Below are 12,883 nucleotides of genomic sequence, written 5' to 3'. Positions count from 1 at the left end.
ACCTACCGCTCAAACAACCCCATCATCTTCCTCACATTATCCCTGATGTCATAAACCAATACATTTTTCTTCCCCGAATCCGGTTCATCCAAAATACAACGGATAGTTTGCCCGGCTTCTTCCATATTATTTACAATAAACCAGTTGGTAATATCATTATCCATCGGCTTAACAAAACTTACCACTTCGGCTGCCGCATACAGAGCTTCAAGGCAAACGGCGCCGAAGCCTTCATATTCCGAAGGATGAAATAACACTCTCGAGCGCTGCATCATTTTAAGCACTTCGTGATGCGGTAGTTCGCCTGCAAGGGTTACGTTACTTTCAAGTTGCTTTGATTTAATTCGTTTTATTAACTTTTCCTTTTCAGGGCCGTCGCCGCATATTACCGTTTTTATATCCGGGTAATACTGCTTCAGCATGGCAACAGTTTCTATAAACAGGTGAAACCGTTTCAAGGAAATAAGTGACCCTGCCCCTAAAATATGAATGTCTTTTCCGGCAGATAAATCACCAAATAATGAAATATCTATTCCCACAGGGATAACATTCAGTGGTTTTACATTGTAGTTTTTGGTGAACTCCCGCACAATAAAATCCGACAGCGCTATCAGCTCCTCTCCTTTGGGCTTTATCCACTTAGCATATTTGTTCCCCCTTTTTGCATCCTGCCCCAGCATCCAGCAGTGGTGCTTAATATTTTTTATCCGGGCAAAATAATGACCAACAAAGGCACATTCGCCAAGCCAAAAGCTTAACAAGCCCATTATTTGGTATTGTTTGTTTAAATTCCCTAAAGCTCGCCATACTTTTAGCCAGGTATTCAGCCTGAATAGTTTACCACGGCTTCTTCCTCCAAAACTGATCACCCGTATACCATGCCAATCATATTCGGCAGCGAAAAAGGGATATTGAAAACTTAGCACAATGATATGCAGTTCCGGATTTTCGGCCTTCAACGCCCGTACAAAAACCCGTTGAGGCGGTAAGCAGGTAGTATCGGCTTCGTTTTCGGGGAAACCGGGGCTCAGGATAAGCAATGCTTTTTTACGGTTATCATCCATTGGGCGAGATCACTTTATTACAGATAGCCAGGCTGTCCTTGTTATGGGTAATCAGGATGATCATTTTCCCCTGCCGGGCCAGTTGCCTCAATTTGGTTAACAATTCATTTTCCGCATCTGTATCCATTTCACTGAACGGCTCATCTAAAATTAACAGATCGTGATTATGATAAAGCGCCCGGGCCAGCATGATCCTTTGGCGCTGACCGCCGCTGATGTTCTTGCCGTTTTCGGTAATAACTTTAGCTGTGCCTTCTGGGTAATCCGCAACCAGCTTATTTAATCCGCAAAACTCCAGTACACTGGTTAACTTTTGCTCATCGGCAGTTTTATCGTCAAGTATGATGTTTTTCAGGATAGTATCATATATAAAAAACGGTTGTTGTTTAACCAGGGAAATGTTTTTACGGTAAAGCCGGCGCATTGGCGCGGCAGCAATTATATTGTTGATATAAATGCCCCCTTCGGCCGGCTCCAAAAACCGGTTAACAGGTTAATGATAGTAGTTTTCCCCCTGCCTGAATTCCCCGAAATGCCCATAATATCACCGGGAGTTATCTCAAGGTAAAGCTCATCCAAAACAGTTTTGTCCGGATAACTGAAACTTACTTTTTCAAGTTTCAATGACCAAATCTGTTCGTCAACAACCTCATTAACCTGTGGTTTATCATCTTCTTCAATGATCAAATCGGCCAGGATAAATTCATAGGTCTTCATTTGCCCGCTGCTGTTCAGTATTTTTACAATACCTGGGATGATCTTATATGCTGCCGCCACAAAAATGCCGATGGTCAGGATACTAACCACCGGAGTATCGCCCGTTAATTTGTTTACAGCGATGAGAATAAAAAAACCCAGAACGGCAAATACTTCCATCAACCGTGAAGGCAGGTTTTGCCAGGTTTGCTGTGAAGCTATATTTTGATTAAGCTGCTGTTGGCAGCTAAAAAACCGGCGACTAAAGAAATCATTTTTTTGATAAATATTGCTCTCCACGTAACCTGATAAGGATTCGTTTAAATGCTGAAGCGTTTTTTCGCTCACAGTTTTGATCTGTGCCCTGATAAATTTTAGCCTGGTTTTAATGAACCAGCCCAAAGCCGCGACAGGTGGCAGCAGCAACACAAACAACAAAACAAACAAGGCCGGGTGATAGAACATAATAGCCCCAATAGTAAAAAGGATCAATACCGTTTGAGATACTATTTGCTGAAAATTGGTGAGGATGTAATGACTAAATTCAATCGGCTGCTGGCTGATTCGCCGGATATGGATAGATGAATCAACGTGTATAAACTGGTCAAAATCTGCATCAAGGTAATTCCTGATATTACGTTCGGACAGCCTTGAAGCCACCTTGTAAAAAAATGCTGCTGCGCATTTTGCGCAAAGAAACCAATACAGTTTTTTACTGCAAAAAGCACCAGGAAAATACCGATGAGCCACAATGATTTATTATTGGTAAAGCCGACCGGTAAAAAACTATAATTATTTCCCGGCTCTCGCTGTGTATAAAAATTAACTATCAACAGCAGCAAGCCTAAAAAAGCAACATCCAACAGGGCGATAACAATATCGACAATAATTGACCTGATGAGCCTCCGCTTTTCAGATCGATCAAGTATGAGCAGAATACTTTTTAAAATTTGCTTCAAGAGGATGATAAAACAATAAAACCAGGTTCATCACTGGTTTCATTGTTAACTACGTTTTACACACCTTTAAGGTTGCTTTATAAAGGGGGATAAAATGCCCGACAAGCAATCAAAATAAATTGTTTAAGCTGTTACTTTTGATAAATTACAGGCATAGTTTAATAATCTCTATAAAATTGTTAAATTTCGGCTTCGCATTTATAAAAGAAGTAAAACAACCTTCATGAGTTTAGAACCTTTCCTTGCCGTATTTGTGATCACCCAATTCAGGAGGCACCTGAAGAACGACGGGCTGCTAACCAAATGGAACAAATACCTTAACATAGGCTATTATATTGCTATTGCCATATTTGTGTTTGGTGTAAGTTTTGACCACGGCGAGAGGCTGACTATGATACTCTCCCATTTGTTTTTCTTAGGGGTTGTCATATCACCCTATTATATCGAAGACCTGAAATCAGGCAAACAACTTGCTTTTGCATTGATTCCTTATGCAATTGCCGGTTTAATAAAAGACTTATTGGAAAAATGGTTCCCTAATTTTTACGACAATCACGATAACCTGATACAAAGCCTGGTAATGTTTTCGCTTATCTGGGCATTTTCGCTTTGGCTTATCAGTCGCAAACAAACCAAAGCACTTGAAAATGAGCGCAAACAACGCTTTGCCGAGCAGGAGCAAAACCGCATGATGGCCGCTATGAAGGTAAACCTTGAAAGCGAAGTTCGTGAGCGCACAGCCGAACTTACCCGCCAAACAGAAGAATTACAGCAGACCCTGTCCGAGCTTAAGAGCACCCAGGCGCAGCTGATCCAATCGGAAAAAATGGCCTCACTGGGTGAACTCACTGCCGGTATTGCACATGAAATTCAAAACCCGCTGAACTTTGTGAACAACTTTAGCGAGGTAAGCATTGAACTGCTTGAGGAACTAAAGGACGAAGTACTTGACAAACTGCCCGACGATGTGAAGGAAGATGCGGGCGATATTATTAACGACATTACCCAAAACCTGAGCAAAATAAACCAGCATGGCAAACGTGCCGATGCCATCGTAAAAGGCATGCTGCAGCATTCGCGTGCTACAACTGGTAAAAAGGAGCCCACTGATATCAACGCCCTTGCCGATGAATACCTGCGACTAAGCTATCACGGTCTGCGTGCCAAGGATAAATCATTTAATGCAGGCATGAAAACCAGTTTTGATCCTGATCTGGGTAAAATAGAAGCTATTCCGCAGGATTTGGGCCGCGTACTGCTTAACCTGTTTAACAATTCGTTTTACTCGGTAACCGAAAAGAAACGGATTTTGGGAGAAGGGTACGAACCAACCGTAACAGTTAATACCAAAAAGGTAAAATCGCCATCGGGTGCTAATATGGTGCAAATTACGGTGGAAGATAATGGCACTGGAATTCCGCAAAAAGTGCTGGATAAAATTTACCAGCCCTTTTTTACCACCAAGCCTACCGGGCAGGGCACCGGGCTTGGTCTTTCCATGAGCTATGATATTATCACCAAAGGGCACGGTGGCGAACTGAACGTTGAAACCGCCGAGGGCCAGTTTGCACGGTTTGTAATTTGCATACCTGTTGGTAATGTTGCCCAAAGTTAAACACGGGTAATTTTTGCGTTTTATCAAAATAACACCACACAAAAATATAACTTTGAAGTACTATGAAAATACTTGTTGTTGATGACGAGGCGGATGTTCAACCCTTGTTTTTACAACGTTTCAGAAAAGAGATTAAAAGCGGCGAAGTAGAGTTCAACTTTGCACTATCGGGAGAAGAGGCTCTTCATTTTTTAGAAGATCATCATTCGCAGGTGATCCTGATCTTATCTGACATTAATATGCCGGGCATGAGTGGTTTGGAGCTATTACGTAACATAAGGCGCAACTATGAAAAACCACCACCGGTGGTAATGATGATCACCGCTTATGGCGATGACGAAAACTACAAACAATCAATGGAGCTTGGTGCCGACGACTTTTTAACCAAGCCGCTTGATTTTAGCAACTTAAAAGACAAACTTAAACACTTAGAACAATAATGGCCAAGATACTGGTAGTAGATGACGAGCAGGACCTGGAATTACTGATCAGGCAAAAATTCAGGAAAAAGATACGGGAAGGTGTGTATGAATTTGTATTTGCCCAAAATGGTTTTGAAGCGTTAACTCAACTGGCCTCCCACCCCGATATTGATGTAGTTTTAAGCGACATCAATATGCCTGAAATGGATGGACTAACCCTGCTTACCAAACTGCCCGATGCTAATCCTATATTAAAAGCAGTGATGGTTTCTGCATATAGCGATATGGATAATATCCGCACGGCCATGAACCGCGGCGCATTTGATTTTGTTTGTAAGCCGGTAAACTTCGAAGATCTTGACATTACTATTGAGAAAACTTTACAACACGTTATCGAACTTAAGAAAACCATGCAGGCCATTAAGGAGAACAATATCCTGCGGATGTATGTGGATGAAAATGTACTTAACTTCATGACCCATAAGGAGTTTGAGAACAGCCTTTTGAGTAATGAAACTATCGAGGCAACTGTGCTATTTATTGATATCTGCGGCTTTACCGCCATAACCGAGCATGTTGCCGCCAATACGGTTGTAGGTATGATCAATAAGTACTTTGATGTAATGGTACAGGAGATCATTGCCCAAAACGGTCATATTGATAAGTTTATGGGTGATGCCGTAATGGCCGTTTTCCGCGGTGAATATCACCTTGACCGCGCTATTGACGCAGCCCTCGCTGTTCGCGATAAAATGCACGAGGCCGATGAAATCCAGGCGGGTGATAAAACTTTTAAGCCTTCTGTTTCAATTGGCATTAATTCGGGTGAGATGATTTCGGGTAATATCGGTTCGGCCACCTTAAAACGATTGGATTATACTGTAATAGGCGATGCTGTTAACCTGGCTCAGCGCCTGCAAACAGTAGCACAAGCCAACCAGATCATCGTTAGTGCCGATGTATATGAACAGGCTAAAGGATCTTTCGCCCTCAATAAAATTGGTGAGGTAAGCCTCAAGAACAAGTTAAAACCGGTGGAGATTTACGAGGTTGTTGATTAATTAAAAAATAGCTACCGCGGGTTTAGTGTAACCCGTGGTGTAGCATCATTGAAGTTTCCAACTTCACCCATCATTTTTGCCATAGATTACAAACGCAGGTCCGGATTAAGCACGCATAACCGTTAAAAGTTTGCAGGTTTGCTACGCTTCACTGCAATTTTGGTATAAACTCGCTTCAAGGACTTTCTGTTAGCAGCGTCATTCAATTCGTCGGCCACTGCAAAAGCTTTTGTAATCAATTCTGCCCATTCCGATGATTCATGTAACATTTCATTGATCCTATCACCGACGGAGTATATATCCTGATTGGTTATTATATGCAATTTGATGTGCCCCGGAAGAAGCGTATCGGCATCCCTTCTTCTCATTCTCGCAAAATGATATTGGGCCGCCACAACAGCTTCAATAGCTGCAGAACGTAAATCCACAGCCTTGTTATCACCAACATTTTTGCGGGCATTGGCGGTGTTAAACGCCCAAACCTTGCCATCAGAGAATGCAACAACAGCCTGTAGTACTGCATAAGTATGCATTTCTAATATCAGAGCAAAAGCGGTTTCTTCTTCATTGGGCGCCTCTATACCTAAGTCTTCGAATTTCAGCGCAAATATCTCATCTCTCAACTCCAGGTATCTTTCATAACGGTAGTCGGCTATTTCTTCACCCGTCTTACGGTAGCACCTTTTTTGGTAATACAGATAAAGCAATCTTCCGAAATAGAAAAGTACCAGGCCTCCAAAATACCAATATTCCTCTTTCATTTTGCAGTTTAGGTTGTTGTAAGATACGTGCCTTGCTGTTGTTGTTTTTTTCAACGACCACTTAAAATGGTTTTACGATTGCATCGCCCGTTCATTATAAATTCAAATCCTGCTTATGTACTCATTACAAATGAGCGCCAGCCCCCTCATCAGCAGCAACAGTTAAGAAAAACTTAAGACTTAGAACCCAAGACTTAGAACTTCCAATTAATGATCTCTCACCTTTTTCTTCAACACCCCGCCCGCGGCTTCTTTGATGCTGTTTGTAAAAACAAAGGCCTTAGGGTCAATACTATGAACCAGGTTTTTTAATCTGCGAACTTCCAAACGGGTTACTACAGTGAAGATGATATCAACCGGTTGATGAACGTCAAAACTCTCCTTCATAAAGCCACGCTCACCTTTGTAAATGGTGATCCCGCGACCGAGTTCCATCACAAGCCGTTCTTTAATTATTTCGCTTTGACCAGAGATGATATTTACCGCCGTATATTCTTCCAAACCATCAATAACAAAAGTGATGGTGCGCGATGCCGTATAATAGGTTAAAATGGAGTACAACGCCGTAGGCAAACCCAACTCAACTGCGGCTATCAGGAAGATGATAATATTAATACCTAAAATAATCTCACTGATGGTAAAACTGCTGCGTTTTAATGTGTATAAAGCTAATATCTCGATACCATCCAATGCGCAGCCTCCTCTTATCGATAACCCCACACCCAGGCCCATAAACACGCCACCAAAAATAGACACCAATAGCTTGTCCTGGGTTATAACTGGGTACTCTATAAACTGCAGGCACAGGCCAAGTCCAATTACACAGGCAAGCGTTTTTAGCGCAAATGATTTATTAACCTGGAACATCCCCATAATAATAAAAGGGATGTTGGCTATAATTATTACATAGGCTATGTTGAAATGATAAAGCTCATGAATTAGCAATGAGATACCGGTTACCCCGCCATCAAAAAAGCTGTTGGGTACTAAAAAGCCTTTAAGTGCAAAACCGCAAAATAAAATGCCGATAATTACTGTGACTACGTCTTTTAAAATTTCTTCAATTTTCAAACCCGGTTGTGTCATTAATAGCAGTATTTAAATTTTTTTGTGATAATTTTCAAATGCTCGTTTTTACCTTCAGCCCTGAGCCTGAGCGCCGTTTGGGTGAAGTAATGATGGCTTTGCAGGAATTTCACCTGCTGCCTGTCCCACTCCAATTCCGATTCAAGGTGATCTGTAATTACGAGTTCCGAAAATAACCTTTTGCTAAGGATAAAAAAATCATTTCGGCCCAAATAATCTAAATCAGCATCACAAATTATCTGGCCTAAATGATTGTGAGGGTTTTGCGGCATTTTGGTTGCCATAATAATATCGCAAACCTGCTCAATTTCATCACTTGTATAACCAAAATCAGGCAGATGTTGCCTCGCATTTTTGCATGAACCAGCCTCATGATTGACTTGCCCGAACAAAAAACCTGAATCATGATAGTAAGCGGCCGTAAGTAATAGCTCCAATTCGTCTCCGATTATCCCCTCACCCGCCGCAATTTGTTTTGCAGCAGTATAAACATCAAGCGCATGATCAGCATTATGGTAATGAAAATGTTTGGGGAGCTCTTTCTTTATTTTGTCGAGGATAAAGCCCCCGGCTTGTTCTACCTGCATTCAGTATTTATAATGGCGCTAATATATTAATTTAAGAAATATACGAATACACACAAGGACGCATAATTGCGTCTCCCTCGTACAGGTCATCATTGCATGATCGAAATAAATATTTAAAGCGGCAATTGTCTCTACAATAAAACAGAGCTTAAACAATTATCTTAGCACAATGAACAGCTGGTTTAAAAACTATAAAGGCATTATCTTATTACTAACAGGCATTATTATTGGCAGTATCGCCGGGGCAGTTTTAGGGAATAAAGTTGAAGTGATTAAACCTATTGGTGATATTTTTCTAAACCTGTTGTTCACTGCCGTTGTGCCGCTGGTTTTCTTTGCCATAGCATCGGCTATTGCAGCATTGGATAGTTCGCAAAAACTGGGCAAATTATTAGGCGTTACTTCTCTGGTATTTGTGTCGACTGTTTTAGTAGCTGCTATGGTTACCATTATAGCTATTTGGATCTTCCCTATCCATCAGCACCTTGTTGCCAGCCCCATAACTGAAGCTATCACCAAAAAACCATTCGGCGATCAGTTAACAAGCCTTTTTACTACCAGTGAGTTTTACCAGCTGTTATCCCGCAAAAGCATGCTGGCCATGATCATTTTTGCCGTGATCACCGGCTTTGCTACACTGCATGCAGGCGAAAAAGGCAAAGCATTTGCAGCTTTTTTACATAGCGGCAATGAGGTGTTCAAAAATATATTCAGCCTCATTATGAGGATTGGCCCAATTGGTTTGGGTGCTTATTTTGCTTACCAGGTTGGTGTGTTCGGTCCACAGTTGTTTGGCGGTTACGCGCGTTCTATGGCTTTATATTACGGCGTTGGTGCGTTTTATTATTTGGCGATATTTAGCATGTACGCCTTTATTGCCGGCGGCATTGGTGCAGTTAAGCGATACTGGAAAAACAACATTATCCCATCAGCTACAGCAGTAGGTACGTGCAGCAGCATCGCCACCATCCCGGCAAATTTGGATGCCGCAAAAAAATGGGAATCTCTGATGCTATTGCCAATATTACCATTCCGCTTGGTGGCACTTTGCACAAAGATGGTTCAAGCATTTCGTCAATAGTAAAAATGGCTGTAGTTTTCGCGCTGTTTGGTAAAAGCTTTGACAACGCTGAAACTATAATCATAGCCCTTGCTATGACAGTTTTAGTGAGCCTGGTTGAAGGTGGCATTCCTAACGGCGGTTATATTGGCGAGCTACTTTTTATTTCGGCCTATGGTTTCCCGCCCGAAGCGCTCCCCCGGCTATTATTATTGGTACACTGGTTGACCCAATGGCCACATTGTTAAATGCAACCGGCGATACGGCTGCTGCCATGCTGGTGGCCCGTTTTACGGAAGGAAAAGACTGGATGAAACCGCCCCCCGCTAAGGGAGAACTATAGCATATTCAATAAAGGTTTATTATATTGGCGTATAAATAAACCCTTCACTACCTGTATGCTTCACATTCTCTACATTATAGCCATAATTGCGGAAGCAATGACAGCCGCATTGTCCGCCGGGCGAAGAGATATGGATTGGGTTGGTGTTTGTATCATAGCCTGGGTTACAGCTTTAGGCGGCGGCACCGTTCGCAACATATTGTTTAATCATTACCCCATGAGCTGGGTTGAACACCCCGAATATTTAGTGATTACCGCAGCGGCAGCAATATTGGCCGCCATCATCGCACGCCTCATGACCAAAATGAAAACGCTGTTTCTTTACCTGGATGCTTTAGGATTGGTAGTATTTACTATTATAGGCTGCCAGATAGCGGAACAAATTGATCTGCCCTGGCTTATCATTTTGCTAAGCGGTATGATAACCGGTTGTGCGGGAGGCGTGCTGCGCGATGTGCTATGCAATGAGGTACCGTTGTTGTTCCGTAAAGAAGTTTATGCCAGCGCATCAATAGTTACCGGGGCATGCTATTTAAGCCTCGAACATTTGGGTGCTCCCAATAGCGCGACAATTGTAATAGCTTGTATTATTGGCCTCGCATTACGCCTGCTCTCTATCAGGTACAACTGGCAAATGCCCAAGTTTGTATATCGTGAAGAATGGCATTAATTCTTGATTTCGGAATTGGGATTTTCGATTTCGGATTAGTTATTAATTATACCTCCAAAGCTGAAACCATGGTTCACCACGGGCCGAAAGCCCACGCTAATTAGGCAGTGGCCGTTAACAGGAAAGGCGAGGTAAATCCTCGCCTTTCCTGTTTTAAATCTAAAAACGTCATTGTAATGACGAAATGTTTATTATTTCTCTGTACTCAACGAATACGGAACATCACTAACCTTCACACCTCTTATTTTATTAGGCTTAGGTGCCATATTAAAGTTAAGCACAGCTCCTTTTTTAAGTTCCGAATGGCTTAACCAGGTTAAATCATATGGCTTACCGTTAACGTTTAACATATTGATGTATTTATTAGCAGGGCTGTTGTTAGCTGCGTTAATCACTACGGTTTTACCATTCTCAAGGTTTAGCGTAATTTTCTTGAACAGTGGTGTACCCAAAACGTACTGATCACTGGCCGGAGTTACCGGGTAAAAGCCCATAGCCGAGAACACATACCATGCCGATGTTTGGCCATTGTCCTCATCGCCACAATAACCATCCGGAGTAGCTTTGTATAACTTCTCCATAGCATCACGCACATGGAACTGGGTTTTCCATGGTTCACCTGCATAATTGTACAAGTAAATCATATGTTGAATAGGCTGGTTGCCGTGGGCGTATTGCCCCATATTCATGATCTGCATTTCTCGGATCTCATGAATGGTTTCGCCGTAATAGCTATCGTCAAACACCGGTGGCATGCTAAATACCGAATCCAGCTTGGTAATAAATTTCTGACGTCCGCCCATTAAATCAATCAGGCCCTGCATATCCTGGAAAACGCTCCAACTGTAATGCCAGCTGTTACCTTCGGTAAACGCATCACCCCATTTAAACGGACTGAATGGTTTTTCAAAAGTACCATCCTGGTTTTTACCACGCATCAGTTTTGTTTCCGGATCGAACAGGTTTTTATAGTTCATGGCACGTTTTTTATAAATGCCAATCTCTGATTCGGGTTTGCCCAGTGCCTTGCCTAATTTATAAATCGCAAAATCATCATATGCATACTCTAAAGTACGGGCTGCGTTTTCATTAATCTTAACATCATAAGGCACATAGCCTAATTTATTATAGTACTCCACTCCCTCTCTGCCGGTAGCCTGCGGACCGGCATTATTTGCGCCGTGCACCAAAGCTTCCCACAAAGTACTGATATCATACCCGCGTAAACCTTTTAAATAAGTTTCAGAAACTACCGAAGCCGAATTATTACCGATCATCACCGCCGAATAACCCGGGCTCGACCACTCAGGCAACCAGCCACCTTCTTTATAATCATTGATGAGGCCTTCCTGCATTTCTTTATTGATGGATGGATAAACCAGGTTCAGGAAGGGATATAGCGCCCGGAAGGTATCCCAAAAGCCGGTACCGGCAAATTTATAACCCGGGAATACTTTACCTGTTGATGCGCTATAGTGTACAATCTTGTTGTCCTTATCTATCTCATACAATTTGTTCGGGAAAAATACCATGCGGTAAAAGCATGAGTAAAAGGTACGCATCTGATCAACAGAGCCGCCTTCAACCTGCAGGTGGTTTAGGGTTTTGTTCCAAACAGCTTTTGCCTTTTGACAAGTTACATCAAAGCTGTCTTTACCCTGCTCACGCTCCAGGTTCAACTCGGCCTGTTCAATGCTGATGAATGATGAAGCTACGCGCAAATGAACCTTTTCGCCTTGCGTAGTTTTAAAACCTATCAGAGCGCTTGCATGTTCAGCTTTTAGCTCCAGGCCATCAGTTTGCGTAGTATCGCTGAAAGTATGTGCATAGGTGATTGGCTTATCCACATAAATAACAAAATAGTTTTTAAAGTTTTTAAGCGGGCCGCGCGCATATTTGGTTGAATAGCCTACAATCTTCTTTTGATCGGGCATGATCTTTACGTATGAGCCTTTGTTCAGTGCGTCAATAACGATAAAGGAGCTATCAGTTTTAGGATAAGTAAACCTGAACTGTGCCGAACGCTCAGTTGGAGTAATTTCGGTAGTCACATCATGATCGGCCAGGTAAACGCTGTAATAGTATGGCTTAGCGGTTTCAGCTTTGTGCGAGAACCAGCTTGCCCTTTTATTTTGGCCTACTACTGCATGTTTGGTAACCGGCATAATGGCAAACTGTCCGTAGTCGTTCATCCACGGTGATGGCTGGTGGGTTTGTTTAAAACCGCGGATCTTGTGCGCATCGTAAGTATACGCCCATCCGTCGCCCATAACACCGGTTTGCGGTGTCCAGAAATTCATCCCCCAGGGAAGGGCAATAGCGGGATAAGTGTTACCATTTGAAAGGTCGTAGTGCGAGTCGGTACCCATCAACGGATTGATGTATTCAACAGGATCGGTAACCTTATTTACCTGCTGAGCAAAAGTACCGGATGCCAACAACACTGATGCGATAAGTACCAGGGCTTTTTTCATTGTTTTAATATTTGATTTTTGATGAAACGTTTTACCAGCCGTAAATATAAAAGACTGGCTTGATATAGCCAGTCTTTTAAGTGTA

Annotated in this window: 11 protein-coding genes and 1 pseudogene; 5 read left to right on the top strand and 7 right to left on the bottom strand. The window is 42.4% G+C overall.

Features of this window, described 5'->3' with window-relative positions; all coding sequences use genetic code 11:
* Positions 1-2: 2 nt before the first annotated feature.
* The 3 genes from ACQ86K_RS10840 to ACQ86K_RS10830 are packed head-to-tail and all read right to left on the bottom strand — an operon-like array spanning position 3 to position 2,420.
* A complete protein-coding gene (locus tag ACQ86K_RS10840) occupies positions 3-1,064 on the bottom strand; it encodes a glycosyltransferase family 1 protein (protein WP_091167923.1) in 1,062 nt (353 codons plus the stop codon).
* Positions 1,057-1,542: an ATP-binding cassette domain-containing protein gene (locus ACQ86K_RS10835; protein WP_431200329.1), complete on the bottom strand. Its 486-nt coding sequence runs from the start codon at positions 1,540-1,542 to the stop codon at positions 1,057-1,059. Before ACQ86K_RS10835 ends, ACQ86K_RS10840 begins: the two co-directional genes overlap by 8 nt.
* Entirely contained in the window at positions 1,503-2,420 is a 918-nt protein-coding gene (locus ACQ86K_RS10830; protein ID WP_431200328.1) for an ATP-binding cassette domain-containing protein, read from the bottom strand. Before ACQ86K_RS10830 ends, ACQ86K_RS10835 begins: the two co-directional genes overlap by 40 nt.
* A gap of 522 nt (positions 2,421-2,942) precedes the next feature.
* On the opposite strand from ACQ86K_RS10830, the gene ACQ86K_RS10825 reads away from it, so the two are divergent.
* The 3 genes from ACQ86K_RS10825 (at position 2,943) to ACQ86K_RS10815 (ending at position 5,817) form a co-directional block, all read left to right on the top strand.
* Positions 2,943-4,334, top strand: a complete 1,392-nt coding sequence (locus ACQ86K_RS10825) for a sensor histidine kinase (RefSeq protein ID WP_091167929.1) — start codon at positions 2,943-2,945, stop codon at positions 4,332-4,334.
* A 62-nt stretch (positions 4,335-4,396) separates the two neighbouring features.
* The gene (locus tag ACQ86K_RS10820; RefSeq protein ID WP_091167932.1) at positions 4,397-4,774 is read left to right on the top strand and encodes a response regulator; all 378 of its coding nucleotides are present in this window, start codon (positions 4,397-4,399) and stop codon (positions 4,772-4,774) included.
* Positions 4,774-5,817, top strand: a complete 1,044-nt coding sequence (locus ACQ86K_RS10815) for an adenylate/guanylate cyclase domain-containing protein (RefSeq protein WP_176844457.1) — start codon at positions 4,774-4,776, stop codon at positions 5,815-5,817. Before ACQ86K_RS10820 ends, ACQ86K_RS10815 begins: the two co-directional genes overlap by 1 nt.
* A gap of 122 nt (positions 5,818-5,939) precedes the next feature.
* Here ACQ86K_RS10815 and ACQ86K_RS10810 read toward each other — a convergent pair whose 3' ends face one another.
* The 3 genes from ACQ86K_RS10810 to ACQ86K_RS10800 form a co-directional block, all read right to left on the bottom strand.
* Positions 5,940-6,578 (bottom strand): hypothetical protein, encoded by a 639-nt coding sequence (locus ACQ86K_RS10810; RefSeq protein ID WP_143020757.1) that lies wholly within the window; start codon positions 6,576-6,578, stop codon positions 5,940-5,942.
* A 207-nt stretch (positions 6,579-6,785) separates the two neighbouring features.
* Positions 6,786-7,664 (bottom strand): YitT family protein, encoded by an 879-nt coding sequence (locus ACQ86K_RS10805; RefSeq protein ID WP_091167940.1) that lies wholly within the window; start codon positions 7,662-7,664, stop codon positions 6,786-6,788.
* A complete protein-coding gene (locus tag ACQ86K_RS10800) occupies positions 7,664-8,251 on the bottom strand; it encodes an HD domain-containing protein (protein WP_431200327.1) in 588 nt (195 codons plus the stop codon). Before ACQ86K_RS10800 ends, ACQ86K_RS10805 begins: the two co-directional genes overlap by 1 nt.
* Before the next feature lie 169 nt (positions 8,252-8,420).
* Between ACQ86K_RS10800 and ACQ86K_RS10795 the strand changes: the two are divergent.
* Positions 8,421-9,559, top strand: a pseudogene (locus ACQ86K_RS10795) (dicarboxylate/amino acid:cation symporter).
* Between the two features lie 150 nt (positions 9,560-9,709).
* Positions 9,710-10,324 carry a trimeric intracellular cation channel family protein gene (locus ACQ86K_RS10790; protein WP_091167946.1) on the top strand — a complete coding sequence of 205 codons (615 nt, stop codon included), beginning with the start codon at positions 9,710-9,712 and terminating at the stop codon, positions 10,322-10,324.
* Positions 10,325-10,515: 191 nt separating this feature from the next.
* On the opposite strand, the gene ACQ86K_RS10785 is transcribed toward ACQ86K_RS10790, so the two are convergent.
* Positions 10,516-12,798 (bottom strand): GH92 family glycosyl hydrolase, encoded by a 2,283-nt coding sequence (locus ACQ86K_RS10785; protein ID WP_091168309.1) that lies wholly within the window; start codon positions 12,796-12,798, stop codon positions 10,516-10,518.
* Between the last annotated feature and the right edge of the window lie 85 nt (positions 12,799-12,883).

Source organism: Mucilaginibacter sp. P19 (genome assembly GCF_050632265.1).
In the GTDB taxonomy this organism is placed as follows: domain Bacteria; phylum Bacteroidota; class Bacteroidia; order Sphingobacteriales; family Sphingobacteriaceae; genus Mucilaginibacter; species Mucilaginibacter gossypii.
The sequence above is the reverse complement of the archived record's forward strand: the minus strand, read 5'-3'. Positions and strand labels throughout refer to the sequence as shown.

Excerpts from the sequence above, each read along its gene's own strand:
- ACQ86K_RS10840 (WP_091167923.1), bottom strand. The coding sequence starts at position 1,064 with ATGGATGATAACCGTAAAAAAGCATTGCTTATCCTGAGCCCCGGTTTC.
- ACQ86K_RS10825 (WP_091167929.1), top strand. The coding sequence starts at position 2,943 with ATGAGTTTAGAACCTTTCCTTGCCGTATTTGTGATCACCCAATTCAGG.
- ACQ86K_RS10820 (WP_091167932.1), top strand. The coding sequence starts at position 4,397 with ATGAAAATACTTGTTGTTGATGACGAGGCGGATGTTCAACCCTTGTTT.
- ACQ86K_RS10815 (WP_176844457.1), top strand. The coding sequence starts at position 4,774 with ATGGCCAAGATACTGGTAGTAGATGACGAGCAGGACCTGGAATTACTG.
- ACQ86K_RS10810 (WP_143020757.1), bottom strand. The coding sequence starts at position 6,578 with ATGAAAGAGGAATATTGGTATTTTGGAGGCCTGGTACTTTTCTATTTC.
- ACQ86K_RS10805 (WP_091167940.1), bottom strand. The coding sequence starts at position 7,664 with ATGACACAACCGGGTTTGAAAATTGAAGAAATTTTAAAAGACGTAGTC.
- ACQ86K_RS10800 (WP_431200327.1), bottom strand. The coding sequence starts at position 8,251 with ATGCAGGTAGAACAAGCCGGGGGCTTTATCCTCGACAAAATAAAGAAA.
- ACQ86K_RS10790 (WP_091167946.1), top strand. The coding sequence starts at position 9,710 with ATGCTTCACATTCTCTACATTATAGCCATAATTGCGGAAGCAATGACA.
- ACQ86K_RS10785 (WP_091168309.1), bottom strand. The coding sequence starts at position 12,798 with ATGAAAAAAGCCCTGGTACTTATCGCATCAGTGTTGTTGGCATCCGGT.